Origin of the sequence: Vagococcus penaei, from assembly GCF_001998885.1 — a bacterium.
Taxonomy (GTDB): domain Bacteria; phylum Bacillota; class Bacilli; order Lactobacillales; family Vagococcaceae; genus Vagococcus; species Vagococcus penaei.
The window spans coordinates 1,194,966-1,219,958 of record NZ_CP019609.1 but is presented as its reverse complement, the minus strand read 5'-3'; the positions used below and the strand labels follow the sequence as shown (position 1 = coordinate 1,219,958).

The window sequence follows — 24,993 nt, the reverse complement described above, 5'->3', positions numbered from 1 at the left end:
TGTGGGCTAGTTAGCCAATTTATTGATTTACTGCCTAATATGTCATAGGGTTTGGGGTGGCGGATTTGTTGCCTTTTATGCCTTTGTTGTTACACGTTTAATTTTAATCATTATTTCTAAAATGACACGTATTGAAACGACACCTGAAGAACAAAAAGTTGGTCTTGACCAAGAATTCTTCCGTGAAGCAACTTATGATGAATAATCAACTAATCTTTAAGTATAGTGTTAATTGTTGGTAAGTTTAGATAAAAAGCCCGAAAATTGATACATAGTCAATTTTCGAGCTTTTTTGTTTATGATACATCTAGATATTTTGTGTTTAGTGCAATTAAAATAAATAATATTCAAATAACCCTCCCATTTTAATTAAATATCCTTTTCCCTCTTTCCAAAACTCTCTCTTTATGATTTAATAGTAAAAATGAGTAAAAAGGGAGTTGAATGTTCGTGTCTAAAGAACAAAAAAAGGTTTTATATGCCACGTCGGCAGGTATTGCATTAGAAAATATGGATATTATGTTTTTAGCGTTTTCGCTGTCCTCAATCATTCAAACGTTTCAAATTAGTTCGACAGAAGCTGGGTTAATTGCCACAGTAACTAATTTAGGAATGTTGGTAGGGGGTATTTTTTTTGGCCTAATGGCGGATAGAATCGGTCGTGTGAAGGTCTTTTCCTATACGGTCATTGTCTTTTCAGTTGCGTCTCTCTTTATGTTTTTTGCATCGAATATTTACTTGGTTTATCTGTTTCGTTTTATTGCAGGGCTTGGAGCTGGTGGTGAGTACGGGGCATGTATGTCATTAGTATCAGAAACATTTGATAAAAAGAAATTAGGTAAAGCGACTTCTGTAGTAGCCATCGGTGCTCAAGTAGGAGCCATATTGGCAGCAGTATTAGCGTCATTAATTATTCCATTATTTGGTTGGAAAATGCTATATGTGATTGGCGTCCTACCAGTCTTACTAGTGTTATGGATTCGTCGCGATATCAAGGAACCAGTTGCATTTAAGGAAACCCAAACGACGCAACAAACACCGCGATTTGGTTTATTATTCAAAAATGGGGCTACCACTTGGCAAACGATTGGCTTATCAACGATGGTGACTGTACAAATTGCAGGATATTTCGGGTTAATGAACTGGTTACCTAAAATTATGCAAGATCAACTAGGTTTATCAGTTTCCGGGTCTTCATTGTGGATGGTTAGCACGATTGTGGGTATGTCACTCGGGATGATGACATTTGGGACAGTTATGGACAAATTAGGACCACGTCGTTCTTTTGGCATATTTCTCGTTGCATCAGCCTTATCTGTTTATCTGCTAACTTTCGCTAAAGGTCAGTGGTCATTGTTAATCGCAGCTGTCATTGTGGGCTATTTTATTAATGGAATGTACGGCGGATATGGTGCAATTATTAGTCGTTTATATCCAACAGAGATTAGGGCAACGGCGAATAATTTTATTATGAATGTTGGTCGCGCGATTGGTGGATTTTCTTCTGTTGTGATAGGTTTCTTAATGGATAATTATAATTTAACCGTTGTTGTAATGTTCTTATCTGTCATTTACTTAATTAGTTTAATTGTGATGCTGACTTTACCTGGCTTAAAAAATTATCAAACATTAGTCTAATTTTAGTAGTGTTTGATTGTTAGTTAAGGTACGATGACGTTAGATTAAATCAATGGGTTAGTTATAAAAACTTTAAAAGTAGGTGGAAAAGAATGCAGTTTGTTTTTGATTTAGATGGAACAATTTGTTTTAATGGTCAGCCCGTATCGCAAACTATTTTAAGTGCTATCGAGACGGTTACCGTACAAGGGCATGATGTCATTTTTTGCATCGGCGAGACCGATTCGCGATATGTTACCAGTGATTGCGTCTGCCTATCATGATTACCCGATGATTGGCGCTAACGGTGCATTGATTGCTCAAGACGGTCGTGTGATTCGCTACTATCCATTTATACCTGAAACATTAATTAAGCTCAATCAATTAATGGTCGAATTTCAGGCAACTTACCAGATGGATAGTCAGTGGAATTACACTTGCACAGCACCAAAAAATCATCCTTTTCGAGCAGTTGTCGATCCCAATCAGTTAGCACAAGATGTACAGGCTGACGAATTAGATATCGTCGTGAAAATACTTGTTTTAACGGCAACTGACATGATCGAACTTGAAAAGCGGTTAGGTGACTTGCCCATTTATCTAAACTTACATCATCAAGAAGCAGTTATTGACATCAGTCCATTAGGAGTTAATAAGCTCTCAGCGCTCGAAACTATTATTGGTAAACAACCTTTTGCGGTCTTTGGTAATGACATTAATGATTTACCATTATTTGAACAGGCAACTCACGCTGTAAGAATTGGGACACATGAATCATTGACTTCCTTAGCCAGTGAAACACTTGATATGACACCAAATATTGAACAAGCAATTGCCACGCGTTTACTTGAATTGGCTACCCGTTTTGCTTAAGTAATAATGGATGTTATAATAGTGAATTAAATCAAAAAATAATGTAAATAAACGTCTAGTAGAAAATTTCTTTCTTTAGGCGTTTATTTTATTAACTCATAGGATCATTTTCTAACGCTTGGTTGCGGTAAGTACTGGGACTTATTCCTGTTTCCCGTTTAAAGGCTTTGGAAAAAGTGAAAGGGTCTTTATAGCCGACTAAATTAGCGATTGTTGCTAATGACTGAGATGAACGCGTCAATAATTCCTGTGCTTGAGTAATTCGAAGATGTGCGAGATAGACTTTAGGACTCATTCCAGTATACTTTTTAAATAATGTATAGAAGTAGCTACGTGATAAATGCAATGACGCGCAAATATCCGATACATTCGCTCCAGTAGCTAATTCCGCAAGCATTCGTTTTTTAGCATATTTAAATTGTGTATAACTATTGCTTCCAGCTTTTTGAGTTTCTCCAGGAAAATCAAGTAACAGTTGTGCCATAGTGTTGAAAAAGAAACTTTCAATTTGTAATTGCGTAACCAATGATTGTGTGTGATTAAGAACAGTCATTAATTGGTCAAAAGAGGTTGCAAAGTTAGAATGCTGAATCTGTTTTAAGTAGTATTTTTTATGAAACTGACTTTGGGATATCAATTCAGGTACACTACTCCCAGTCAAACCAATCCATGAATATTCCCACGGATCATCACTATCAGCTTGGTAAAAGCAAGGGATTGATTGCGGTAATAAAAAAGCATCGCCAGCTTGTAACGTTATCATTTGTTTGCCTGCACTAGCAAAGCGACCTTTACCTTTTGTGATGACATGTAAGACAAAGCAGTCTCGGACGTTATTTCCTGAAAAAACGTAATTTGGACTGACTTTTTCATGCCCAAAAAAGATTAACTGACAGTCAAAATGACCGGTACGAATTTTTTTATATTCTGATGTCAAAGTATTTTCACTTCTTTCTATGTCAAAATGTCTTTAACTGATTATGACATGATTATAGCATATTTAACTATGTTTATTCTAAGTTTGGAGTGCTAGACTAACTACAAGAAAACGATCGCAAAGGTGATGACAATGGAAAAATTAATATTAGTAAATCAAGAACAAACATACTTTCATTTAACTAATGGCCGGATTAGCTACTTATTAGAAATTGAAGACTATGGTTTAGTTGCACAGGTCTATTTTGGACAGGCAATTCGTGAGTATCATGGACAAAGAAAATACCCTCGAATTGATCGAGGATTTTCGGGAAACTTACCAGGATGCCTTGAAAGAGGCTATTCACCAGATACACTCCCCCGTGATTATAGTTTTAGTGGTGATGGTGATTATCGGACGCCCGCATTCATTGGTTACCACGCTGATGGTAGTCGTCTAACTCATTTGACATTTTCAAAGTATGACATCATGAATGGTAAACCTAAATTAGTGGGTTTACCGCAAGCTTATGTTCTAGATGAGACTGAAGCGCAGACATTGATATTGACACTGGAAGACTCGGTTAGTCAACTAGTTGTTCAATTATTTTATACGATTTATCGTGATCGTGATGTTGTCACACGCTCAGTTAAAGTGTTAAATCATGGTCAATCGGCTATTGAGTTACATAAAGTAGCTTCCCTCCAACTTGATTTACCCTCGGCCGACTATGAGCTGTTATCGTTTCATGGAGCGCATGTTAATGAGCGACAACTTCAATGTGAATCCATAGCGTATGGCTGTAAACGGCTAGCTAGTCGGAGAGGGACAACTAGTCATCATATGACTAATTCTATTATGTTAGCGACTCCACAAACTACTGAAAATCAAGGAGAAGTTTACGGTTTTAATTTAGTGTATTCGGGTAATTTTGCAATAGACATCGAGCGTGGGCAGGTCAATCAACTCCGTATAACAATAGGAATTAATGATGAGAACTTTAATTGGCTGTTATCACCAAGTGAGACATTCCAAAGCCCAGAAGCCGTGATGACTTTTTCTAATCAAGGATTGAATGGCATGAGTCGAACGTTTCACCAGTTTATTCGTGAGCGAATTGTCAGAGGAGTACACCAATATCGAGAGCGTCCAATTTTGGTAAATAATTGGGAAGCAACTTATTTTGATTTTACTGAATCAATCTTGCGTCCAATTGTGGATGAAGCAGCCGCCCTCGGAATTGAAATGTTTGTGTTAGATGATGGCTGGTTTGGACAACGGGATGACGATACAACATCTTTAGGCGATTGGCAAGTCAATGCTCGAAAATTTCCTAATGGTTTAAAAGCATTTGCTGATTATGTCCATGAAAAAGGTTTACAGTTTGGCTTGTGGGTAGAACCCGAGATGATTTCATTTGCCTCTAAGTTATATCAGACACATCCTGATTATGTACTGGCCTTGCCTAACCGTGAGCCTTCACCAAGTCGGAGTCAATACGTCTTAGACCTTAGTAGGGATGAGGTGCAAGAAAACGTGTATCAACAATTAAAATCCTTATTGGATGAAGGTTTTATTGATTATCTTAAGTGGGATATGAACCGTCACTTATCAGATGTTTTTTCATATGCGCTACCGAAAGAGCGTCAAGGTGAGGTGGCGCATCGTTACACATTAGGTCTGTATGCCTTATTAGAAAGGCTAACCACAGAATATCCAAATATTTTATTTGAAGGGTGTTCCGGTGGTGGCGGACGCTTAGATACTGGTCTAGCGTATTATATGCCTCAATCTTGGACTAGCGATAATACCGATGCTGTTGATCGCTTGAAAATTCAATACGGCACATCATATATTTATCCGCCAGCAACGTTTACGTCACACGTATCGGCAGTCCCGAATCATCAAACAGGTCGAACGACGTCGCTTGAGATGCGAGGAAATGTCGCAATGAGTTCGGTTTTTGGTTATGAATTAGATTTAACTACATTAACGGAATCAGAGAAATTATCAGTCAAACAACAAGTAGCGACCTATAAAACCATCCGCCGGTTAGTCCAATTTGGTGACTTTATTCGTTTGGCAAGCCCTTTTGACGGTAATACGTGTGCTTGGGAGTTTGTTACGCCTGACCGTTCAGAATGTCTAGTCTTTACTTTCCAAGTGCTGAGTAGTGCGCAACCAACAATTTCATTAATTAAATTAGCGGGACTTGATCCAAAGAGGGAGTATCAAAATTTAGCCACGAATGAGATTGTAGGTGGCGATGAATTGATGTCTTTAGGTTTTTATCAAGTCAGTCGTCAAGAGGACTTCGTATCATGGCGGTATCATTTTAAAGCAATTGATTGAGCATAACTTTTAGTACTAGATATGGTACACTAAACGCATAATACCTTAAACAATGCCAATAGAAGGGTGAGACTATGGACGATTTATTTATATCAGAGCGCTTAATTTTTAGACCTTTAACAGTAATCGACTTACCAGATTTAATGCGTTTAAATAGTAATTCACGTGTGATGCGCTATTTTCCAGCTCCATTCACAGAAGTAGAGACTAAAGCTTATTATGAAAAAAGTCTTGCTCACTATGAACGCTATGGCTTTTCTAATTATGCCGTTTGTTTGAAAGAGACCGGTGATTTTATTGGTGTAATGGGCTTATTGACAACAGACGTGATTGATAAGCAAGAATTAGCCGTTGAAATTGGCTGGCGCTTACTACCAGACTATTGGGGTCAAGGTTATGCGGCAGAAGGTGCTGAGGCCTTAATGAATTATGGCTTTGGTGTGCTAAACTTACCAACAATTTATGCGTTCACTGCAATAGTGAATCAGCCGTCTGAAGCAGTCATGAAGCGGATTGGTATGAAAAAAGTTGGTTACTTCAAACACCCGAAAGTGTCTGAAGAATCAGGATTGAAAGAACATGTATTATATCAGAGTAGTCCAAATAGAAAATAATGAAAAATATGATAAAAAGTGCTAACTAACGATAATTTACTCGCTAGTTAGCACTTTTTTTAAATTAAATAGATTGATTACAGACAATTATGCAAATCGATTCGCGAAAGTTGCAAACTGTGCACCAACGCCCTGTAAAAATTCTTTAGTGGATTCATTGGTTAAATCAAGTTGCTCATTAAATAGCTTTTGTGAATGTCCAATATAAACTTCTGGTTGTTGCATGGTTGGCATATCTAAATAAACAAGTGACTGCCGTAATACATGATTGGCCAAGACACCAGCCATACCTGAAACGGATTGTGAAGCGACTAAAGCAGGTTTTCCTGCCCAAACATTTTGCCCCCATGGTCGAGTCCCAACATCTAGTGCATTTTTTAAGGCAGCTGGAATACTACGGTTGTGTTCAGGTGTAACAAAAATGATGGCATCTTGTTGAGCAACTTCTTGTCTAAAACGAGTGTAAGCAGCAGGTGATTGTACGTCATAATCTTGGTTGTAGAGCGGCAGATCACTGATATCAATAAACGTGACTGTTGCATTAGTTGGTAGTCCAGCAACAATGGCATTGGCAACAGCTTGTGAGAATGAATTTTTGCGAAGTGAACCGACAATGACACCATAGTTTTTCATATTAAAAACCTCTTTCTGGAACGTTTTTTATAATAATAGCACCTTTAATAAAAAGGAGCAACGCATAACTTAAGTAATGAATCAACCAACATATAAAAAAGCCCCACAAGTATCCGATTAAGGGGATATGTGAGACTTTTTATTAGTTATTATTCAACGAATGGTTCTTCGCCTAATGCATGTTGAGCCGCTAAATTTAGTAAGCTCCATTGACGGTCAAAACCAGGTTGGAAGAAGAAGTCAGCTTCTGATAAATCTTCCAAGGTTAATTTATGTTGGATTGCTAAAGCTAAGACGTTACCTTGAGCAGTTATATCGTGTTTAGATAATACCGCGCCACCTAATACTTGGTGTGTGATTGGATCAAAAATTAATTGAGTAAAGACTGTCGTATTACCAAATTTTTCAGGGACATATTTTGGTCGTAGCGTATCTTCATAATAAGATGTACTAACAGTCACACCAGCTTTTTCAGCAGTTGTACTATTTAAGCCACTTGCAGCAAAATGATAATCAAAGACACTTAAAGCTGAAGAACCAACGACACCAGCGAATGGACGTGAAGGGATTTCTTCAAATAAGTGTTGAACGACGTAACGAGCTTCGCGACGTGCGACAGTTGCTAAAGCAATTGGCATGTGAGATTGTGCAGGGATAGAATAAGCTAACGTTGCATCCCCAATAGCATAAACATCTGGTAGATTTGTTTGTAGGTATTCATTTGTCTTAATCCAACCACGTTCATCTAGGTCGACTACGCCTTGTAACCATTCAGTATTAGCTTTGACCCCAGCTGCTTGAATAACTAAGTCAGCAGGTACTAAATCGGTACTTGTTTTAATCCCTTCGACTTTATCAGTCCCAACAAATTCAGTAATAGTTGCACTCGTCATCACATTGATACCATTTTCTTTTAGATGTGCTTCTAGAATATCTGTTAATTCAGCATCTAGGTAAGTACCTAAAGGACGATCAATGACATCCAGAATTGTCACATTTTTTCCAGCTTTACGGCTGACTTCAGCTGCTTCAATTCCGATGTAACCAGTTCCGACTACGGCAATATTTTTTACTGCAGGGTCATTTAATTTATCTTTAATTTTTGTTGCCCAGTCGTAACCACGCATTAAATAAACGTTTTCTAGATCAGTTCCTGGAACTGGTAAAGAGTTTGGTGTAACGCCAGAGCTCAAAATAAGTTTATCGTAAGAGTACTCTTCTGTTGTGTTATCTACGGTACGTTTCACAGTCACTTTTTTAACAGCTGGGTGAATGGCTGTCACTTCATGATTATTCATAATAGATACATTTGATTGTGGGAAATTTTCTGGTCTAAAGTTGCGTACATCTGTGACATCTGTCACTTGGTCTTCCAAGTACAATTCCATCCCACAAGACATAAATGACACAAAATCGCCAGCTTCAAATAATGTAATATCAACGTTTTCCCCGTATCGTGACAGTAATTCTAAAATTGATTGATGACCACCATGTGATGCACCGACAATGATAACTTTTGTTTTTTTCATTAATAAAGCCTCCTCTGATTAATTGTAAGTAGTTTAGAATAATTCTAAACTAGCTTTAGTATAACATCAGTTTTTTAAAACCGCAAATATTATGTGCTATATTTCCTTAACTTGTGCATTTCATTTGTGATGTATGTAAATTATTAAGAGTTTTCAGTATATGAAAAGTTTTAAAGATAATCCACTTATACATTTAAAACCTCTATAATAAAGGTTTTAAATGTATAAAAAACATTATAGTCATTAAAGTAACCGATAATAGTTAAGAAAAAAGTTATTATAGTCACTTTTTATAGTGAGTTAAATCCATCAATTAGTGAGCAAGCGTTGGATGAATCATCATATTTTGCTTCTTGAGAAAATTATTAGTATAATTGATTAGACATTTTACGACTGTTTAATCGTTCAATAGATTGGAGAAAATATAATGACAACCACTAATTTTTGGGCTGATCTACCCAAGCCCTTTTTTATTTTAGCACCCATGGAAGATGTGACTGATGTTGTCTTTCGTCATGTAGTCAAAGAAGCAGGTGCACCAGATGTTTTTTTTACTGAATTTACTAATTCTGATAGTTACTGCCATCCAGAAGGAATTGAAAGTGTTCGAGGACGATTAGTCTTTACGGAAGATGAACAGCCAATGGTCGCGCATATTTGGGGCGACAATCCGGAGTTTTTCCGTCAGATGAGTATCGGTTTAGCGGAAATGGGCTTCAAAGGAATTGATATCAATATGGGCTGTCCAGTACCAAATGTGGCCAATCGTGGTAAAGGTAGTGGTCTAATCTTACGCCCAGAAGTGGCAGCTGAACTGATTCAAGCGGCAAAAGCTGGGGGATTACCAGTCAGTGTGAAAACACGACTTGGATTTTACGATCTTGCGGAAATGACGGATTGGTTAACTCATGTCTTTGCACAAGATATTGCCAATTTGTCGATTCATCTAAGAACGCGTGAAGAAATGAGTAAAGTCGATGCTCATTGGGAATTAATTCCTGAAGTTGTGGCTTTAAGGGATCAACTTGCTCCTCAGACATTACTCACGATTAATGGTGATATACCTGATCGTACGACAGGCTTAAAATTAGCCGAACAGTATGGTGTTGATGGTATCATGATTGGACGTGGGATTTTTAAAAACCCTTATGCTTTTGAAAAAAATCCACGCGAGCATTCGTCGCAAGAATTACTGGGATTATTACGTTTACAACTTGATTTACAAGATAAGTATGCTGAACAAGTACCGCGGTCGATTGTTGGTTTACATCGTTTCTTCAAAATTTATGTTAAGGGTTTCCCTGGTGCGAGTGATTTACGTGTTAAATTAATGATGACTAAGTCAACTGACGAAGCACGACAGATTTTAGCGGATTTTTTTGCTGAGAAACCAACTGTTTAAATTTATAATAGTAAAAAGTTTCAATTTTGTAAGTGATAATTAGACAAACTAGCCAGTTTTTGGCTAGTTTTTTTGTTAGCCATATATTATGATAAAGACAATTAACTATTTTAAAAGGAGCGTTAAATAATGGTAGCTACAGAACAAGAAGCCTATGATTTAATTAACAAGTTAGAGATTGAATTTAAAGCCTTTGAGCATCCACCGATTACATCAGTCAAAGAAATGCCGTATGAATTTAATAGCCCTCTAGTGAAAAATTTAGTTTTAAAAGCTAAAAAAGGGAAAAATATCTATTTAGTTATTCTTCCACGTGAAAAACAGGCTGACTTAAAAAAATTGGCAACACTTTTAGATGAAAAACGACTATCTTTTTTAGCTGAGGATGCATTGCTAGAATTATTAAATGTACCAGCAGGAACGGTCACCCCACTTGCTTTACCTAATGACACTAATCATCAATTGACTGTTGTAATTGACCGCGATATTGACCAAGAAGATACTGTAGGTTTTCACCCTAACGTAAACACGGCTACATTGATTATGCCATTTAAAGAACTATTGCGTATTTTAGACTATCTCGATTATGAACCGATTTATATTCGTTTATAACATTTAGGAAAGGAAGTAGGTATAATATGGTCGCAACGGAACGAGAAGCGTACGATTTATTGACTAAACTAGATGTGACTTATCAGACAGTGGAGCATCCGGCAATTACATCTGTTATAGATGTGCCTTTTGAGTTGCCGGGTCCTCAAGTGAAAAATTTAGTTTTAAAATCAAAAAAGGGACAACGAATTTACTTAGTCATTTTGCCAGATGAAAAACAAGCCGATTTAAAGCACCTTGCTGCTATCTTAAATGAAAAACGTTTATCATTTCTTTCTGAAGACTCACTGTTACAAGCTTTAAATGTTCCTGCGGGAACAGTGACGCCGCTCGCTCTGCCTAATGATTATGACAAAAAAATTACAGTAGTTATCGATCGGACAATTGACCAAAATAATACGGTTGGTTTTCATCCGAATGTTAATATAAAAACTGTAATCATGCCTTTTAAAGAGTTCCAACGTGTTTTGACTCATTTGGACTATGCGCCACTCTATATTAATGTTTAGAATAAATTAAGTGGTCTGATTTGTTAAGTGAAATAATTGTGAAAGCATTGACAAAATGCCTATTTTAGCATCATAATGAACTTGGGTGTGTCGTGGAGGGATTATGATGGAAAAAAGTCCTGTGAGCGCATGTAAAGAGAGTTTGTTTACAATTGGTCAAGTTGCTAAGTTTTGTGGCGTTTCAAGAAAAGCGCTACGTTTCTATGAAGAACTAGGTATCATTAAGCCCGACAGAGTTTGTCCTGAAACCGGTTACCGATATTATAACCATGACACAATGATGTTAATTCCGATTATTAAATACTATAAGCAAATGGGTTTTAAATTACAGGAAATGACAGGTGTCGGAGAAAAAGGGACGTGTTTTTATCACGAAAAAAATTTCGTTACCAAACTTGATGAATTAGCTGAAGAAGAGCGCCGTATTAGAAATTGTCATATTGCTGTGCAAGATTGGCTAAAACTGATTCGTGAAGGGTCCATGGTATCTGAAAATAAAATCGAACACGTTAGTATTAAATACCTTGATAGAAAAAGTTTTTATTATCAAGATCAAGAGTTTTCCTATGATTATAAAAAGTCGGTAATCAATGTGCCTTGGGTCAATTATTTGGAAAGTCATGACGCCTGTATCACTGGTGCCGTCTATTTAAGGTTTCCTTCATATCAAGATAAACTTGATGATTGCGTAAAACATGTAAGTATTATGCAAGAACCAATCGGAACGACAAGCTTTGAAATTCCACGTTGGGAATTTGGTGGATACATGGTAGCTAGTGCTTATCATGTTGGTCCTCATTGTACGTTACATCAAACTTACAGTAAAATACTGGCATGGATGGATCAGTGTGGCTATGAACGTGGTGAAGAATCATATGAACGCTATGTTATTGACTACTGGGCAACACAAGAGACGAATGATTTTGTCACAGAAATTTTAATACCAATTAAAGCAAATAATCTGGAAAAAAAGTATTAGATCTTAGGATCTAATACTTTTTTTGTTATAGAACAGTTTGGAGGTTTTAACTAACCCTTCCCATAAGGTGAAGGTTGGTATTTTACAATAAAAACCATGAATAGCAAGCTTTAATTGCTAAAATAGGATTAACTTAGTAATCTAATAAACATTTAAATGGTATTTGATTATGTAAAAATAAACTAAACACTTATCTGTACTATAACAGTAAGTGGTATTAATTAATAACTACTGTAAATTGATTTGTGAAGAATTCGACTAAAGTTAATATAGTTTGACTTTAAATAAAAAATTGAGAATCATTATCAAGTGCTAAATGATAATGATTTTTTTAGTTGTGATATTAATAACAATTTTTCAAAAATTAGTTGACCTTGACTTTAAGGTAAGGGATTATGATTTATTTGTAGTTGAACTATCAATTGATAAAAAACTGAATAATAATTTTTAGGAGGAAAAAATGATGAAATACGATGCACTTGGAATGGTAGAAACAAGAGGTTTAATTGGTTCAGTTGAAGCCGCAGATGCTATGGTCAAAGCTGCAAATGTTACTTTAGTTGGAAAAGAAATGATTGGTGGCGGACTAGTCACAGTAATGGTACGTGGAGATGTTGGAGCCGTTAAAGCAGCAACGGATGCTGGTGCTGCTGCTGCAGAACGCGTAGGAGAATTATTATCAGTTCACGTTATTCCAAGACCACATAGCGAAGTGGAAACAATTTTGCCAAAAGCTAAGTAAAGGAGCATCATTATGGATAGTCAAAAATCAGTTGTATCAAATCAATCAGTACCTTTAAGTTCAGCCGACTCTAAAATGAAAGCGGTAACCAAAAAGTTCAAAGCGGTTGGTATTACCAATGGACTGATGTCTGGTTTAACTTATGGAATTTATTCAACGTTAGTGGTTGTTGCGAGTGGATACAATCCCTTAGTTAGCGCGATTGGAATTTTATCAGCTCCATTTATATGTTCAGGATTTAACGATTTATTTGCTGGTATCTGGTTGTTGGCCTATAACTGGAAGAAGGGTCGTCTAAAAGAATTAGGACGAACACTGCAAACCAAGCCAGGTCAGATGTTAGTTATTGGATTTTTACTAGGTGGACCAATCGCCAATGGGGCTTATTTAATTGGGTTAGCTTTAGCTGGGGCCTATGCGATTCCAATTTCGGCAACCTGTAGTCTGTTTGGTGCCTTGTTTGCTTGGATTTTTCTAAAACAAAAACCAACTAAACGCGTAGTATTCGGAATGGTATTGTGTGTGATGGGCGCGATTGTCATTAATTTTGTGAAACCAGAAGGCGCACCAAACTTCACGTTAGGGATTATTTGTGCCTTGATTGCTGCTGTTGGCTGGGGACTAGAAGGTGTATTTTCAAGCTTTGGTGGCGCAATGATTGATACTGACGTTGCTGTAAATTTACGTGAACTTATTTCAGGTGTTGTGACATTATTAATTATTATTGTTTTATTTAAACAGTTTCCATTATTCACAGAAACAATTTCAGCTGTTAATCCATTAATTTGGTTGGCTTTATCAGGTTTAAGTGCAGCAGTTTCATTTGTTAGTTGGTATAAAGCAAATTCAATGGTTGGTTGTGCGATTGGTATGTCACTGAATGTTACTTATGCTTTCTGGGGCGTTCTATTTAGTGTTTTATTCTTAGGTCAAACGTTGACTGCAACAATTGTAATTGGCTCAATTGTAATTGTATGTGGTGCAATTATTGTAACCATGAATCCACTTGATTTACTGAAGAAAGGAGAGTAAACCATGTTATTACCAAGTCGTATGGCAGTATTGAATTATATGAGCCAAGTAGATTGTGCAAGTGTTAATGAAGTGATGGATTACTTACGTCCTGATTATGGTTCAGAGGCTCAATTTACATATCCATTATATTTAGACCATTTAATGGCTTTAGAGGCAAATGGTTACGTTTCTTTATTAAAGTATGAAGTTGATCAAGCAGATAATTTAGTTTTAACATATGAAATTACAGAAGATGGTCAAGTAGCAGTTGAAAAATATGTGCCATCAAAATTCAGAATGGCGTAATGGAGGTTAAGAGATGAGATATCATGGAAATGAAGCGTTAGGTCTTGTTGAAACATTAGGATTAGTACCTGCACTCAAAGCAGCTGATGAGATGTTAAAAGCTGCTAATGTGGAATTAATATCTTATGAAAATGTCGGTTCGACATTAGTAACAATTATGATTAAAGGCGACGTTGCAGCCGTAAAATCGTCAGTAGAAGCTGGTGTTTTAGCTGCAGAAAAAATTGGAAAAGTAACAGCATTCAATGTTATGCCGCGACCTATCGCTGCTGTTGGAAATATTGTATCTGTTCACGATATTGACTTATAAAAGAGGAATGAGGAGAGAAAAGTCATGGAAAGATACGAAGCAATTGGAGCAATCGAAACCTTTGGATTAGTCTTTGTACTAGAAGCCGCAGATGCTATGTGTAAATCTGCAGATGTTGAAGTTTTGGGTTATGAAAATGTTGCATCGGGTTATATTTCAGTTATTGTACGTGGCGATGTCGCTGCTTGTCAGGCAGCTGTTGACGCAGGTGTGAAAGCTGTTGAAGCGATGGGTGCTGAAGTGTATAGCTCAGTTGTGATTGCTAGTCCACATGAAGATTTAAGCAAAGTTGTGGGTCGCTATTCATTAGATGTCTTGTTGCCAAACGAGGAGGAAGTGATATAGATGTCGTTTATCGACAAGGATTTACAATCCATTCAAGAAGCTAGAATTTTAATTGAACAAGCCAGTGTGGCTCAAACGATGTTACTAGAATATCCTCAGTCACTATTAGATCGTGTGACCGGAGTTGCTATTCAGGAACTAACAAAAATAGGGCCAACTTTTTTAGAGAAAGCAGTACAAGAATCAAAGTATGGCAATCTAATAGATGAAAGTACATTGTTAAACCGTGTATTGACAAGCTTTTCAGAAGATTATTTACCAGAAACGTATGTTGGTATTTTAACATATGGCACAGATGGCAAGGTATTAGAAATTGGTGTCCCACTAGGTATAACAGTTATCTTATTACCAGCTGAGAATACGATTGTAAACGCTATATTTTCAATTTTAACCTGTCTAAAAACAGGGAATGCGTGTGTTGTCGTTCCACATAAACGGGCTTTATCGGCTACGCAAGATATTTTAAGTTATTTGGAAAGACTGGTAGAAGAAAACGGCTTACCTAGAGGTAGTGTAAGTTGTGTGTCGCACTTATCCGACGAAGGTGTTTTAACATTATTAGATCATCCTCAAACAGCTGCTGTGATCAATATTGGAAATTTAAATTATACTGACACACCCCTTAAAAACAGTAAACCAATATTTTATGGCGGTACAGGATCAACACCGGTGTTTATTGAAAAAACAGCGAACATACAGCAAGCTTGCCAGCAAATCGTGACTAGTCGTTCTTTTGATAACGGGATTTTAGCAGGAGCTGAGCAATATTTGATTACTGAAGCCCTGATTGCTCAACAAGTTAAAGAAGAATTAATTAGGCAGGGCGCTTACTTCATGACTCAAGAAGATGAGGTTAAGTTGTTAGAACTGATGAAGCCTTATGGCACAGAAGGTTGTTCAGAAGTTGTTGGTCAATCAGCAGTAAATTTGGCTTTTCGCGCAGGTATGACTGTCCCAGCAACAACAAAGCTTTTAGTATCAGAGCAAAATTATATCCTAACCGAAAATCCTTATACTGATGAATTAAAATTTCCGATTTTAGTATTCTATTTAGAACCCGATTGGCTCAGAGCTTGTGAAAAGTGCTTGGAATTACTAAAAGAAAAGCGCAATGGCCATAGCCTGGTTATTCACTCAAAAAATGAGGATGTCATCGAAGAGTTTGCTCTTAAGAAACCGGTTGCTCGCGTTTTAGTTAATGCTCCAGCGACATTTGCCAGTATGGGATTGGGTTCAAACTTAAATATGACCGTCATTTTAGGTGGCTTGACTATCGGTCACGGGGTGACAGCTAAAAATATCACACCAAAAGAGTTGACGTATATCCGTCAAATTGGTTATGAGAAAGCAGCACCAAATGTGACAACAAAATCAGCTTCAACAACTATACCCCAAGAACCAACAATCGATGGTCTAATTAAAATGTTAAAAGAATTAGCAAAATAAAACGAGAAGATAAAGTGAGGGAGTTAAATGGATTTAAGAGAGTTTTCAGATAAGTTAGCAGAAGCAACAAAGGAGTTAAGTCCTGAAGAAAGAGCAACATTAATGAAAATGTTTAGCTCAGTAACCAAAGAAATTGAAGGCGAAGAAAAAGGCACAATCAGCGTTAAAACAAGTAGTGATCCAGTGGACATTCCTGATGGGATTACGCCACGTTTAAAAGCTTTGAAAGATATTTACTTGACACATGTCCCGTCAATTACGACTCACCGGGCTCGTGCGATTACGAAAATTGCTAAAGAAAATCCTGGTATGCCAAAAAGCGTTTTACGAGCAAAATGTTTTAAATATTGCTGTGAGACAGCTCCACTAGTTATTCAAGACAATGAATTAATCGTTGGTGCTCCAAATGGTGCGCCACGTGCGGGTGCTTTCTCTCCAGATATTGCTTGGCGTTGGATGGTTGATGAAATTGATACGATTGATAGTCGCTCACAAGACCCATTTTATATTTCAGATGAAGATAAACGGATCATGCGTGAAGAATTATTCCCTTACTGGGAAGGTAAATCAGTAGATGAGTACTGTGAAGACCAGTATCGTGAAGCTGGTGTTTGGGAGTTATCTGGTGAATCATTTGTTTCTGACTGTTCATATCACCAAATCAATGGTGGTGGTGACTCTAACCCGGGTTATGACGTTATCCTAATGAAAAAAGGGATGCTTGATATTCAAAATGAAGCAAAAGAGCATTTAAAAACGTTAGATTATGAAAACCCAGAAGATATTGAAAAAATTTATTTCTACAAATCAATTATTGATACAACAGAAGGTGTCATGATTTATGCGCAACGTTTATCTGATTATGCTGCCGAATTAGCACGTAAAGAAACCAATCCAAAGCGCAAAGCAGAATTAGAAAAAATTTCTGAAATCAATGCACGTGTACCGAAACATAAACCAGAAACATTCTGGGAAGCAATTCAAGCTGTTTGGACAATTGAATCACTATTAGTAGTAGAAGAAAATCAAACTGGAATGTCAATTGGACGTGTCGATCAATACATGTATCCATATTACGAAGCAGACATGAAAGCGGGTCGCTTAAATCAATTTGAAGCATTTGAATTAGCGGGTTGTATGCTGATTAAGATGTCAGAGATGATGTGGATTACTAGTGAGGGTGGTTCAAAATTCTTTGCGGGTTATCAGCCATTTGTCAACATGTGCGTTGGTGGGGTAACACGTGATGGACGTGATGCAACGAATGACTTAACGTATTTATTAATGGATGCTGTTCGTCATGTGAAAATTTATCAACCATCATTAGCTTGTCGAATTCATAATAAATCACCACGTGAATATTTGAAAAAAATTGTCGATGTGGTTCGTGCCGGTATGGGATTCCCAGCTTGTCACTTTGATGATACACACATCAAGATGATGTTAGCTAAAGGTGTATCAATTGAAGATGCACGTGACTATTGTTTAATGGGCTGTGTGGAACCACAAAAATCAGGTCGTCTATATCAATGGACATCCACGGGTTATACTCAATGGCCAATCTGTATTGAACTTGTTTTAAATCAAGGTGTTCCATTATCTTATGGAAAACAAGTTTGTCCAAATACAGGTGACTTGTCTAGCTTCAAGACCTATGAACAATTTGAAGAAGCTGTTAAAGAACAAATTAAATACATTACTAAATGGACAAGTGTTGCGACTGTTATTTCACAAAGAATTCACCGTGATTTAGCACCGAAACCGTTGATGTCAGTAATGTACGAAGGTTGTATGGAAAAAGGTCGTGACGTTTCAGCTGGTGGTGCAATGTATAACTTTGGACCTGGTGTCATCTGGTCTGGTTTAGCAACTTATGCTGATTCAATGGCAGCAATCAAAAAATTAGTCTTTGATGATAAAAAATATACATTAGCAGAATTAAATGAAGCATTAAAAGCTGACTTTGAAGGCTATGAACAGATTCGAATTGACTGCTTAAATGCACCGAAATATGGAAATGATGACGATTATGCTGATTTAATTGCTGCAGATTTAGTTAACTTTACTGAAGCAGAACATCGTAAATATCGCACATTATATTCAGTATTAAGTCATGGAACATTATCAATTTCAAACAACACACCATTTGGTCAATTAACTGGAGCAACTGCTAATGGTCGTCGTGCATGGACACCGTTATCTGACGGAATCAGCCCAACACAAGGTGCTGACTTTAAAGGACCAACAGCGATTATTAAATCGGTTTCTAAAATGTCAAATGATAGCATGAATATTGGTATGGTTCATAACTTTAAGATTATGTCAGGATTATTAGATACACCGCAAGGTGAAGAAAGTTTAATTACGTTACTACGTACATCTTGCCATTTGGGTAACGGTGAAATGCAATTTAACTATTTAGATAACGATACGTTGATTGCGGCTCAAAAGAATCCTGAGCAATACCGTGATTTAATTGTTCGGGTTGCTGGTTATAGTGCATTCTTTGTTGAGTTATGTAAAGACGTTCAAGATGAAATTATTAGTCGAACAATGCTTGAGCAACTGTAAAATGATTTTTTAGGAGATGAGCACAAATGACAAGTCAATCAAATAGTAGTGTTGAACGCCAAGCAATGGTTTTTAATGTGCAAAAATATAATGTACATGATGGTCCTGGCATACGGACGCTTGTATTTTTAAAAGGATGCCCGCTACGTTGTCAGTGGTGTTCAAACCCAGAAGGAATTTCACATAAATATCAAGTGATGTATAAACAAAGTTTATGTTCCGATTGTGGTGCCTGTGTGGACGTTTGTCCACTAGGCATCCACTATATGGATGATAATGGCGAGCACCAAGTGGACCGTGAAAAAATTTGTAACGGTTGTCGTAAATGTGTGGACGTTTGTCCGATGACAGCGTTGAATATTTCAGGTGAAATAAGAACCATTTCAGAATTGATGGAGATTATTCATGAAGATGATGCTTTTTATGAAATGTCAGGTGGTGGTGTAACGTTAAGTGGTGGTGAGTGTACAGCTCAGCCTGAAGCAGCGTTGGCATTGTTAAAAGCCTGCAAAGAAGATGGGGTTAATACAGCAATTGAAACGTGTGGTTATACACGTATGGACCGACTTTTTAAAATAGCAGAGTATGTTGACTGGTTTTTATTTGATTTAAAACACATGGATCCAGTTCGCCATAATGAATTAACTGGTGTCAGTAATGAACGGATTCTAGCCAACTTAAAAGAGTTGTTGCGATTAGGACATAATGTTCATGTACGGATGCCGATGCTTAAAGGAATCAATTCAAGTGAAACGGAAATTAAAGCTATTATTGAGTTTTTATTACCTTATAAAGATTTACCGAATTTTCAGGGAATTGATTTATTACCGTATCATAAATTAGGTGTAAATAAGTACGGGCAATTAGGATTAGATTATCCGGTTGATGGCGATCCTAGTCTTAGTCGTGATGAATTAGATCAAATTGAAGGTTGGATTAAAGCTTATGATTTTCCTGTCCAAGTCGTTAGACATTAGGAGGGTGCACTATGAAGAATCAAGATATTCAAAGAGTCATCCAAGAGTCAGTACCGGGCAAACAAGTAACATTGGCACACTTAATTGCTTCACCAGCTAATGATATTTATGAATCTTTAGGTGTTGAGCCAATAGGAGCTATTGGGATTCTAACTTTATCACCATTTGAAACAGCGATGATAGCAGCTGATATTGCTAGTAAAGCTGCAGATGTGACGATTGGATTTTTAGACCGTTTTACTGGATCTGTTGTTATTCAGGGCGATGTTCAGAGCGTTGCGATTGCGCTAGAAGATGTTCTAAGAATCCTACATGATAATTTAGGTTTCAGTGTTGAAGGATTAACAAGGACATGATAAAAAAACGAATTTTACTTATTGGTACGGATAATAGTGGCAAGGCTCGTTTAGCTAGTCAACTTAACTGTGAGATGACTGAGGTTAAAAATCGAGCTAGTTTGGTTTACGGAAAAGAAACAATTATTGTGCCAGAAACTTACCTAGCTAGTCCATGGATGCATAAACATATTATTTCATTACAACAGAGTGTAAATTTAGTTGTTATGATATGGACCGACCAACAAACACGTAAAATATATCCACCACAATTTGCAAAAGCTTTTACGAAACCTGTGATTGGAATGATTAGTAGTCAGGAAGCGACAATATCAAAAGAAACTCTAGACTTGGGAGAAAAAAATCTACAATCCATGGGGGTTAAGCAACCATATATAGTTTGGTCATTAGACGATCAGGCGCAATTAAAAACTGTTGCACAGTTTATTTTAGAGAGAAGGGAGGAGTTAATAAATGGAAAGTTTTAAAATGCCAACTGCCATTTATTTTGGTCAACAAGCTTTGGAGCAATTAACAGCTATGACATTGGGAACGGTTTTGATTATCTGTGACCCGTTCATGAAAACATCTGGAATGGTCAAACAGGTGACAGAGAGGTTGGAGGCAACTAAGACTGATTACGCCTTGTTTTCAGAGATTATTCCTGATCCCACAATTGAAGTTGTTAGCCAAGGTGTTGCAGTCACTCTAGCTGTTCAACCTCAGACAATTATCGCTTTGGGCGGTGGATCAGCGATGGATGCAGCTAAAGCAATTCGTAAAATCTACCAGACAACACTTAGTCAACCAGCAACTGTCAAATTGATTTGTATACCAACAACTAGTGGGACTGGGAGTGAAGTGACGGCTTTTTCTGTTATTACAGATAAACAAACACAAGCAAAATATGCTTTAGTTAGTGATGACATGGTACCAGATATAGCGATTTTGGATCCAACACTTACTAGCAGTGTTCCAGCAACTATTACTGCAGACACTGGATTAGATGTTTTAACTCATTGCTTTGAAGCATTTGCGTCAACACACGCATCTGACTTTACCGATGCGTGTGCGGAAAAAGGTATGAAGATGGTCTGGGAACAATTAGTACCAGTAGTCAAGCATGGCGATAATGCCTATGCACGCGAAAAAATGCACAATGCATCATGTTTGGCTGGCATCGCTTTTAGTGAAGCTTCTTTAGGAATTTGTCATAGTTTAGCTCACGCATTAGGTGGTAGATTCCATATGCCACATGGTCGAGTAAACGCGATGTTGTTACCACATGTGATTAGCTACAATGCCGGTTTAGATTTAGCTGAGGAAACGCCAGCTTTAAAACGTTATGAAGCACTGGCTCATGTTTTAGGAATTAAATGTGGCACCCCTAAGGCAACAGTCAGAGGGCTCATTTCTAGTTTAAATAGACAGTTAAATCAACTAGAAATTCCTAAAACGATTGAAGAATATGGTCTAGATACTACCGAGTATCGAACAGCCGTTTCAGATATGGCAGAAAATGCTTTGGCGGATAAATGTACGCTGACTAATCCACGTCAACCGAGTCTTGAAGATTTGAAAGGTATCTATTTAAAGTTGTCTAAAGGGGGCCGTTAAATGCATTTTGTCACTGAAACGGAATTAAGATATCGTTACCGACAACAAGTTTTTACTGAATACCGTTTATCATCGAATGATCGTTTAACCCCGGAAGCACGTCAATTTTTAGCTGATCGTCAAATTTTATTAATCAAACCTGGGACTGAAGTACTTGAGGATTCATCTAGTATGGATACTCAAGCAATTAGTGCTGACTATACTGAATTATTACTAAAAAATTGTCAGTTGGATTTATTAGCTGCAGCTCGTTTAGCTTATGACTGTGACTACCAACTTTGTGAAACATTATTTGAACTAGCAGATAGCATTGTTGATAAACAGAATAATGTAGAGGTGAATCCGTTCACCGAGTCAACTTATCAGCTACGAATGCTATATATTTTGAGCAATAAAGGCCCGCTTCTACTGGCGTTAGAGCGGATAGTCACGTCCTTAGCCTATCTAACAACGCAGATTGACGAAGAGTATCGCAATCACTTAATCAATATTAGACAGACGTGTTTACAAATAATCTATCAGCTTTTAGGAGTGAAGTAATGGTGAAAAGTACGGCAGAAATAACTCAATATGACCAACTCATTAAACAATTCGAAAAAGTAATTGCTCAACCAATTATAACTAAATCAGCCGTTTATTATACTGGTGTTGACCTAGGGACGGCTTGTATCGTGCTCTGTGTACTTGATGAAAATTATGAACCAGTTGCAGGTGCTTATCGCTATGCTGACGTAGTTCGAGATGGCATGATTGTTGATTACATTGGAGCAGTTAATATTGTTCGTGAATTAAAACATCAGTTAGAAGAGGAATTGGATGCAGAATTATATTATGCTGCTGCTGCTATTCCACCAGGAACGGATGCACTAGATTCAGGTGCGATTAAGAACGTCGTTCAAAGCGCTGGTTTTGAGTTAACTGCATTACTTGATGAACCAACTGCTGCTAATGAAGTTTTAGGTATTAAAAATGGTGCTGTGGTGGATATTGGTGGTGGAACAACAGGTATTTCGATTTTGAAAAATGGTGAGGTCATAAAAGTAGATGACGAAGCAACTGGTGGGACACATTTTTCATTAGTTGTTGCAGGAGCTAAGAAGGTATCCTTTCAAGAAGCCGAACTGTTTAAACGCGATGAAGCCAACCATCAACTATTAGTTACCACTTTAAAGCCAGTGATTGAAAAAATTGGATCGATTATTAATCAACAAATTGCGGGCTATGATGTTGAACAAGTTTATCTTGTGGGTGGTTCCGCATGTTTTACTGGCATCGAAACAATTATTGAAAAAATCATTAATGTACCAACATTTAAACCTAGTAATCCGATGTTCGTGACACCACTAGGTATTGCCAAAAGTTGTACAACAACTATTTTAGAATAAGGAGGACAACTTGTATGGATTGTCGAATCATTAAGTCACCAGGAAAAAATACTTTGTCGATTCTGAATCGTCGTAAGGGTTCTGGTCCAAAAGAGTTAATTATCGATTCAGATGCTGTCGGTTTAGTTCAAGGAAAACTGATTGAAATGATTTGTGCAGCCGATGTTGCTGAAAAAGCAGCTGGTGTGGTGGTAGAAGACATCAAAGGTATTTGTCCCCAAAATATGATTATGTTGGCTATTTTTGGTGATACAGCTTCTGTCACAGCTGCAATTGAAGAAATCCAAAAAAGGGAGAAAATACGCCAATGGTAATCGCAACGTTAGTAGATAATGTGTGGGCAACACGCAAATCAGAAAAATTAAATGGCTTAAAATTAATGCTTGCTGAGATAACAGATGGTGTGCGCCAAGGTGAACGAATGGTCGTCTGTGATGTTATTGGAGCAGGAATTGGTGACCGTGTGATTATTGCAACTGGCTCAGCAGCACGAAAAATGCTTGCAGATGATTTAATCCCAGTTGATGCTGCGGTTGTCGGAATTGTGGATGAGAGTTGTGGCACGATTTAATTTATAAAATGGAAAGAAGTGTTTCAATGAAAAAGCTTATCTGTGCAAAAGATATTGAGCAGTGTCATGAGCAAGGTTTGCACACATTAGTTGTTGATTCAAAGTCAATCGTAACATCTTTAGCTAAAGATTTAGCCGAAGAATACGGTATTTCTATCCAACAACAGGAAACAGCTTGTGTTGAGCCGATGCTCGATTTAAATCAAATCAATCAAGACCAATTAGTCGCTTTACTCAAAGTTCTGTTACAGACACCTGGAATTTTGACAGAGCAGATTCCATTTCAGTCGCTTACCCATGAATCTGGATTAACACAAATTAAAGGTAAGACAATTCAATTATTGCATGAAAAAATTGACTGTTATGGACAAAAATTGTGTTATCAAGAATTAAGCAAACGCCAATCAGTTGTGACTGGCCGTATGCAACTTGTTCAAACAAATTATTCTTGGAAAGAAGTCACTGATTATCAAATTGATGTATTAGATGGGGAGTTAACAGTAACAACGGACAACCAGAACGTGTTTCATCTAATTTCAGGCGACACTATTTTTCTACCAAAAGAAAAAGGCTTTTTATTAACAGCCTTAGACGACACGAAGCTGACGTATCTAGAGTATAAGGATTAAAAAAGAACCATTGATAGCTTGAAAGGAGTCGACTATGAAACAAGCATTAGGTTTAATTGAAACGACTGGTCTGATTGGTGCTGTTGAAGCATGCGATGTCATGCTGAAATCGGCAAATGTCCAACTAATTGGAAAAGAGATAGTTGGTGGAGGCCTAGTTACCGTAATGATCGAAGGAGATGTTGGTGCAGTTAAAACGGCAGTCGATGCAGGCAGTTCAGCTGTCACTCGTTTATGTCAAAATTGTTTACTTTCAACACACGTCATCCCTCGTCCTGATAATAGCCTAGCAGATATATTACCGGTCAACGCAAATGAGCAACAAGAAAATGTCTTGGCAGAAGAAGTGTTAATAGATATGACTGTAATAGATGAATTAGGTAATAACAATACTGAATTAGAAGAGGTTGAATTAGTTATTACTGAAGATGAACAGCCAATAGATATTGAAGATATTCAGTCGAGTCCAAGTAATGAACAACCTAAAAAAAATTCAGTGAAAGAACAGCTGATGACATTTATAACTGATGGTAATCAGCAGCAAGCAAAAGATTGGTTGATGGCGAAAAAAGTGTCTGAACTAAGAGTATTTGCTAAGAGTTGGCTGAATTTCCCATTAAGTAAAAAAGAAGTCCATCATGTTAGTAAGCGAACATTAGTCGAGACGATTATCACTTATTTAAGCAAAGCGGATGAAAAAGAGGAGTAG

At 37.2% G+C, this 24,993-nt stretch carries 30 protein-coding genes; 27 read left to right on the top strand and 3 right to left on the bottom strand.

Annotated elements, in window-relative coordinates:
* Positions 1 to 22: 22 nt before the first annotated feature.
* The 4 genes from BW732_RS05650 to BW732_RS05640 all read left to right on the top strand — a co-directional run bounded on the left by BW732_RS05650 (position 23) and on the right by BW732_RS05640 (position 2,490).
* Positions 23 to 205: an ammonium transporter gene (locus BW732_RS05650; protein ID WP_077275869.1), complete on the top strand. Its 183-nt coding sequence runs from the start codon at positions 23 to 25 to the stop codon at positions 203 to 205.
* A 245-nt stretch (positions 206 to 450) separates the two neighbouring features.
* On the top strand, positions 451 to 1,638 hold the full coding sequence (locus BW732_RS05645) for an MFS transporter (protein ID WP_077275868.1): 1,188 nt from the start codon (positions 451 to 453) through the stop codon (positions 1,636 to 1,638).
* A 92-nt stretch (positions 1,639 to 1,730) separates the two neighbouring features.
* Positions 1,731 to 1,901 (top strand): HAD hydrolase family protein, encoded by a 171-nt coding sequence (locus BW732_RS11780; RefSeq protein ID WP_152023777.1) that lies wholly within the window; start codon positions 1,731 to 1,733, stop codon positions 1,899 to 1,901.
* Positions 1,831 to 2,490 carry an HAD hydrolase family protein gene (locus BW732_RS05640; RefSeq protein ID WP_077275867.1) on the top strand — a complete coding sequence of 220 codons (660 nt, stop codon included), beginning with the start codon at positions 1,831 to 1,833 and terminating at the stop codon, positions 2,488 to 2,490. Before BW732_RS11780 ends, BW732_RS05640 begins: the two co-directional genes overlap by 71 nt.
* Before the next feature lie 91 nt (positions 2,491 to 2,581).
* Here the strand turns inward: BW732_RS05640 and BW732_RS05635 are convergent, their stop codons facing one another.
* The gene (locus tag BW732_RS05635) at positions 2,582 to 3,427 is read right to left on the bottom strand and encodes an AraC family transcriptional regulator (protein ID WP_077275866.1); all 846 of its coding nucleotides are present in this window, start codon (positions 3,425 to 3,427) and stop codon (positions 2,582 to 2,584) included.
* Positions 3,428 to 3,559: 132 nt separating this feature from the next.
* On the opposite strand from BW732_RS05635, the gene BW732_RS05630 reads away from it, so the two are divergent.
* Together BW732_RS05630 and BW732_RS05625 are read left to right on the top strand one after the other, a co-directional pair.
* On the top strand, positions 3,560 to 5,758 hold the full coding sequence (locus BW732_RS05630; protein WP_077275865.1) for an alpha-galactosidase: 2,199 nt from the start codon (positions 3,560 to 3,562) through the stop codon (positions 5,756 to 5,758).
* Between the two features lie 74 nt (positions 5,759 to 5,832).
* Positions 5,833 to 6,372: a GNAT family N-acetyltransferase gene (locus BW732_RS05625; protein ID WP_077275864.1), complete on the top strand. Its 540-nt coding sequence runs from the start codon at positions 5,833 to 5,835 to the stop codon at positions 6,370 to 6,372.
* 87 nt (positions 6,373 to 6,459) lie between these two features.
* On the opposite strand, the gene BW732_RS05620 is transcribed toward BW732_RS05625, so the two are convergent.
* Complete coding sequence (locus tag BW732_RS05620; protein ID WP_077275863.1) at positions 6,460 to 7,005, bottom strand: NADPH-dependent FMN reductase; 546 nt, start codon at positions 7,003 to 7,005, stop codon at positions 6,460 to 6,462.
* Positions 7,006 to 7,154: 149 nt separating this feature from the next.
* Positions 7,155 to 8,534, bottom strand: coding sequence for an FAD-dependent oxidoreductase (locus BW732_RS05615; RefSeq protein ID WP_077275862.1), 1,380 nt, complete (start codon positions 8,532 to 8,534; stop codon positions 7,155 to 7,157).
* 427 nt (positions 8,535 to 8,961) lie between these two features.
* On the opposite strand from BW732_RS05615, the gene BW732_RS05610 reads away from it, so the two are divergent.
* The 21 genes from BW732_RS05610 to BW732_RS11730 all read left to right on the top strand — a co-directional run bounded on the left by BW732_RS05610 (position 8,962) and on the right by BW732_RS11730 (position 24,993).
* Positions 8,962 to 9,936: a tRNA dihydrouridine synthase gene (locus tag BW732_RS05610; protein WP_077275861.1), complete on the top strand. Its 975-nt coding sequence runs from the start codon at positions 8,962 to 8,964 to the stop codon at positions 9,934 to 9,936.
* 126 nt (positions 9,937 to 10,062) lie between these two features.
* Positions 10,063 to 10,548, top strand: coding sequence for a YbaK/EbsC family protein (locus BW732_RS05605; protein ID WP_179946113.1), 486 nt, complete (start codon positions 10,063 to 10,065; stop codon positions 10,546 to 10,548).
* Positions 10,549 to 10,574: 26 nt separating this feature from the next.
* Entirely contained in the window at positions 10,575 to 11,057 is a 483-nt protein-coding gene (locus BW732_RS05600) for a YbaK/EbsC family protein (RefSeq protein WP_077275859.1), read from the top strand.
* Positions 11,058 to 11,160: 103 nt separating this feature from the next.
* Positions 11,161 to 12,036 (top strand): MerR family transcriptional regulator, encoded by an 876-nt coding sequence (locus BW732_RS05595; RefSeq protein ID WP_228414912.1) that lies wholly within the window; start codon positions 11,161 to 11,163, stop codon positions 12,034 to 12,036.
* A 463-nt stretch (positions 12,037 to 12,499) separates the two neighbouring features.
* The gene (locus BW732_RS05590; protein ID WP_077275857.1) at positions 12,500 to 12,778 is read left to right on the top strand and encodes a BMC domain-containing protein; all 279 of its coding nucleotides are present in this window, start codon (positions 12,500 to 12,502) and stop codon (positions 12,776 to 12,778) included.
* A 12-nt stretch (positions 12,779 to 12,790) separates the two neighbouring features.
* On the top strand, positions 12,791 to 13,810 hold the full coding sequence (locus BW732_RS05585; protein WP_077275856.1) for a DMT family transporter: 1,020 nt from the start codon (positions 12,791 to 12,793) through the stop codon (positions 13,808 to 13,810).
* A 3-nt stretch (positions 13,811 to 13,813) separates the two neighbouring features.
* Positions 13,814 to 14,098 (top strand): helix-turn-helix domain-containing protein, encoded by a 285-nt coding sequence (locus BW732_RS05580; protein WP_077275855.1) that lies wholly within the window; start codon positions 13,814 to 13,816, stop codon positions 14,096 to 14,098.
* 13 nt (positions 14,099 to 14,111) lie between these two features.
* Positions 14,112 to 14,408: a BMC domain-containing protein gene (locus tag BW732_RS05575; protein WP_077275854.1), complete on the top strand. Its 297-nt coding sequence runs from the start codon at positions 14,112 to 14,114 to the stop codon at positions 14,406 to 14,408.
* Between the two features lie 24 nt (positions 14,409 to 14,432).
* Entirely contained in the window at positions 14,433 to 14,753 is a 321-nt protein-coding gene (locus BW732_RS05570; RefSeq protein ID WP_077275853.1) for a BMC domain-containing protein, read from the top strand.
* Entirely contained in the window at positions 14,754 to 16,199 is a 1,446-nt protein-coding gene (locus BW732_RS05565) for an aldehyde dehydrogenase family protein (RefSeq protein WP_077275852.1), read from the top strand.
* 27 nt (positions 16,200 to 16,226) lie between these two features.
* Complete coding sequence (cutC, locus tag BW732_RS05560) at positions 16,227 to 18,770, top strand: choline trimethylamine-lyase (protein ID WP_077275851.1); 2,544 nt, start codon at positions 16,227 to 16,229, stop codon at positions 18,768 to 18,770.
* A gap of 26 nt (positions 18,771 to 18,796) precedes the next feature.
* Entirely contained in the window at positions 18,797 to 19,747 is a 951-nt protein-coding gene (gene cutD, locus BW732_RS05555) for a choline TMA-lyase-activating enzyme (RefSeq protein WP_077275850.1), read from the top strand.
* An 11-nt stretch (positions 19,748 to 19,758) separates the two neighbouring features.
* On the top strand, positions 19,759 to 20,103 hold the full coding sequence (locus tag BW732_RS05550) for a BMC domain-containing protein (RefSeq protein ID WP_077275849.1): 345 nt from the start codon (positions 19,759 to 19,761) through the stop codon (positions 20,101 to 20,103).
* Positions 20,100 to 20,570, top strand: a complete 471-nt coding sequence (locus BW732_RS05545; protein ID WP_077275848.1) for a EutP/PduV family microcompartment system protein — start codon at positions 20,100 to 20,102, stop codon at positions 20,568 to 20,570. The genes BW732_RS05550 and BW732_RS05545 overlap by 4 nt, the downstream gene beginning before the upstream one ends.
* Complete coding sequence (locus tag BW732_RS05540; protein WP_077275847.1) at positions 20,557 to 21,699, top strand: 1-propanol dehydrogenase PduQ; 1,143 nt, start codon at positions 20,557 to 20,559, stop codon at positions 21,697 to 21,699. The genes BW732_RS05545 and BW732_RS05540 overlap by 14 nt, the downstream gene beginning before the upstream one ends.
* On the top strand, positions 21,700 to 22,239 hold the full coding sequence (locus BW732_RS05535; protein ID WP_077275846.1) for a hypothetical protein: 540 nt from the start codon (positions 21,700 to 21,702) through the stop codon (positions 22,237 to 22,239). It begins immediately after the preceding gene.
* Positions 22,239 to 23,084: an ethanolamine utilization protein EutJ gene (eutJ, locus tag BW732_RS05530; RefSeq protein ID WP_077275845.1), complete on the top strand. Its 846-nt coding sequence runs from the start codon at positions 22,239 to 22,241 to the stop codon at positions 23,082 to 23,084. The genes BW732_RS05535 and eutJ overlap by 1 nt, the downstream gene beginning before the upstream one ends.
* A gap of 14 nt (positions 23,085 to 23,098) precedes the next feature.
* A complete protein-coding gene (locus BW732_RS05525) occupies positions 23,099 to 23,398 on the top strand; it encodes a BMC domain-containing protein (protein WP_077275844.1) in 300 nt (99 codons plus the stop codon).
* Positions 23,392 to 23,655 carry a EutN/CcmL family microcompartment protein gene (locus BW732_RS05520; protein ID WP_077275843.1) on the top strand — a complete coding sequence of 88 codons (264 nt, stop codon included), beginning with the start codon at positions 23,392 to 23,394 and terminating at the stop codon, positions 23,653 to 23,655. The genes BW732_RS05525 and BW732_RS05520 overlap by 7 nt, the downstream gene beginning before the upstream one ends.
* A gap of 26 nt (positions 23,656 to 23,681) precedes the next feature.
* Positions 23,682 to 24,284, top strand: coding sequence for a cupin domain-containing protein (locus BW732_RS05515; RefSeq protein ID WP_077275842.1), 603 nt, complete (start codon positions 23,682 to 23,684; stop codon positions 24,282 to 24,284).
* A gap of 34 nt (positions 24,285 to 24,318) precedes the next feature.
* Positions 24,319 to 24,993: a BMC domain-containing protein gene (locus BW732_RS11730; protein ID WP_077275841.1), complete on the top strand. Its 675-nt coding sequence runs from the start codon at positions 24,319 to 24,321 to the stop codon at positions 24,991 to 24,993.

What these genes read in the sequence shown, in the direction of transcription:
- BW732_RS11780 (WP_152023777.1), top strand. Translation starts at nt 1,731, where the DNA reads ATGCAGTTTGTTTTTGATTTAGATGGAACAATTTGTTTTAATGGTCAG.
- BW732_RS05640 (WP_077275867.1), top strand. Translation starts at nt 1,831, where the DNA reads ATGATGTCATTTTTTGCATCGGCGAGACCGATTCGCGATATGTTACCA.
- BW732_RS05630 (WP_077275865.1), top strand. Translation starts at nt 3,560, where the DNA reads ATGGAAAAATTAATATTAGTAAATCAAGAACAAACATACTTTCATTTA.
- BW732_RS05625 (WP_077275864.1), top strand. Translation starts at nt 5,833, where the DNA reads ATGGACGATTTATTTATATCAGAGCGCTTAATTTTTAGACCTTTAACA.
- BW732_RS05620 (WP_077275863.1), bottom strand. Translation starts at nt 7,005, where the DNA reads ATGAAAAACTATGGTGTCATTGTCGGTTCACTTCGCAAAAATTCATTC.
- BW732_RS05615 (WP_077275862.1), bottom strand. Translation starts at nt 8,534, where the DNA reads ATGAAAAAAACAAAAGTTATCATTGTCGGTGCATCACATGGTGGTCAT.
- BW732_RS05610 (WP_077275861.1), top strand. Translation starts at nt 8,962, where the DNA reads ATGACAACCACTAATTTTTGGGCTGATCTACCCAAGCCCTTTTTTATT.
- BW732_RS05600 (WP_077275859.1), top strand. Translation starts at nt 10,575, where the DNA reads ATGGTCGCAACGGAACGAGAAGCGTACGATTTATTGACTAAACTAGAT.
- BW732_RS05595 (WP_228414912.1), top strand. Translation starts at nt 11,161, where the DNA reads ATGATGGAAAAAAGTCCTGTGAGCGCATGTAAAGAGAGTTTGTTTACA.
- BW732_RS05590 (WP_077275857.1), top strand. Translation starts at nt 12,500, where the DNA reads ATGAAATACGATGCACTTGGAATGGTAGAAACAAGAGGTTTAATTGGT.
- BW732_RS05585 (WP_077275856.1), top strand. Translation starts at nt 12,791, where the DNA reads ATGGATAGTCAAAAATCAGTTGTATCAAATCAATCAGTACCTTTAAGT.
- BW732_RS05580 (WP_077275855.1), top strand. Translation starts at nt 13,814, where the DNA reads ATGTTATTACCAAGTCGTATGGCAGTATTGAATTATATGAGCCAAGTA.
- BW732_RS05575 (WP_077275854.1), top strand. Translation starts at nt 14,112, where the DNA reads ATGAGATATCATGGAAATGAAGCGTTAGGTCTTGTTGAAACATTAGGA.
- BW732_RS05570 (WP_077275853.1), top strand. Translation starts at nt 14,433, where the DNA reads ATGGAAAGATACGAAGCAATTGGAGCAATCGAAACCTTTGGATTAGTC.
- BW732_RS05565 (WP_077275852.1), top strand. Translation starts at nt 14,754, where the DNA reads ATGTCGTTTATCGACAAGGATTTACAATCCATTCAAGAAGCTAGAATT.
- cutC (WP_077275851.1), top strand. Translation starts at nt 16,227, where the DNA reads ATGGATTTAAGAGAGTTTTCAGATAAGTTAGCAGAAGCAACAAAGGAG.
- cutD (WP_077275850.1), top strand. Translation starts at nt 18,797, where the DNA reads ATGACAAGTCAATCAAATAGTAGTGTTGAACGCCAAGCAATGGTTTTT.
- BW732_RS05550 (WP_077275849.1), top strand. Translation starts at nt 19,759, where the DNA reads ATGAAGAATCAAGATATTCAAAGAGTCATCCAAGAGTCAGTACCGGGC.
- BW732_RS05545 (WP_077275848.1), top strand. Translation starts at nt 20,100, where the DNA reads ATGATAAAAAAACGAATTTTACTTATTGGTACGGATAATAGTGGCAAG.
- BW732_RS05540 (WP_077275847.1), top strand. Translation starts at nt 20,557, where the DNA reads ATGGAAAGTTTTAAAATGCCAACTGCCATTTATTTTGGTCAACAAGCT.
- BW732_RS05535 (WP_077275846.1), top strand. Translation starts at nt 21,700, where the DNA reads ATGCATTTTGTCACTGAAACGGAATTAAGATATCGTTACCGACAACAA.
- eutJ (WP_077275845.1), top strand. Translation starts at nt 22,239, where the DNA reads ATGGTGAAAAGTACGGCAGAAATAACTCAATATGACCAACTCATTAAA.
- BW732_RS05525 (WP_077275844.1), top strand. Translation starts at nt 23,099, where the DNA reads ATGGATTGTCGAATCATTAAGTCACCAGGAAAAAATACTTTGTCGATT.
- BW732_RS05520 (WP_077275843.1), top strand. Translation starts at nt 23,392, where the DNA reads ATGGTAATCGCAACGTTAGTAGATAATGTGTGGGCAACACGCAAATCA.
- BW732_RS05515 (WP_077275842.1), top strand. Translation starts at nt 23,682, where the DNA reads ATGAAAAAGCTTATCTGTGCAAAAGATATTGAGCAGTGTCATGAGCAA.
- BW732_RS11730 (WP_077275841.1), top strand. Translation starts at nt 24,319, where the DNA reads ATGAAACAAGCATTAGGTTTAATTGAAACGACTGGTCTGATTGGTGCT.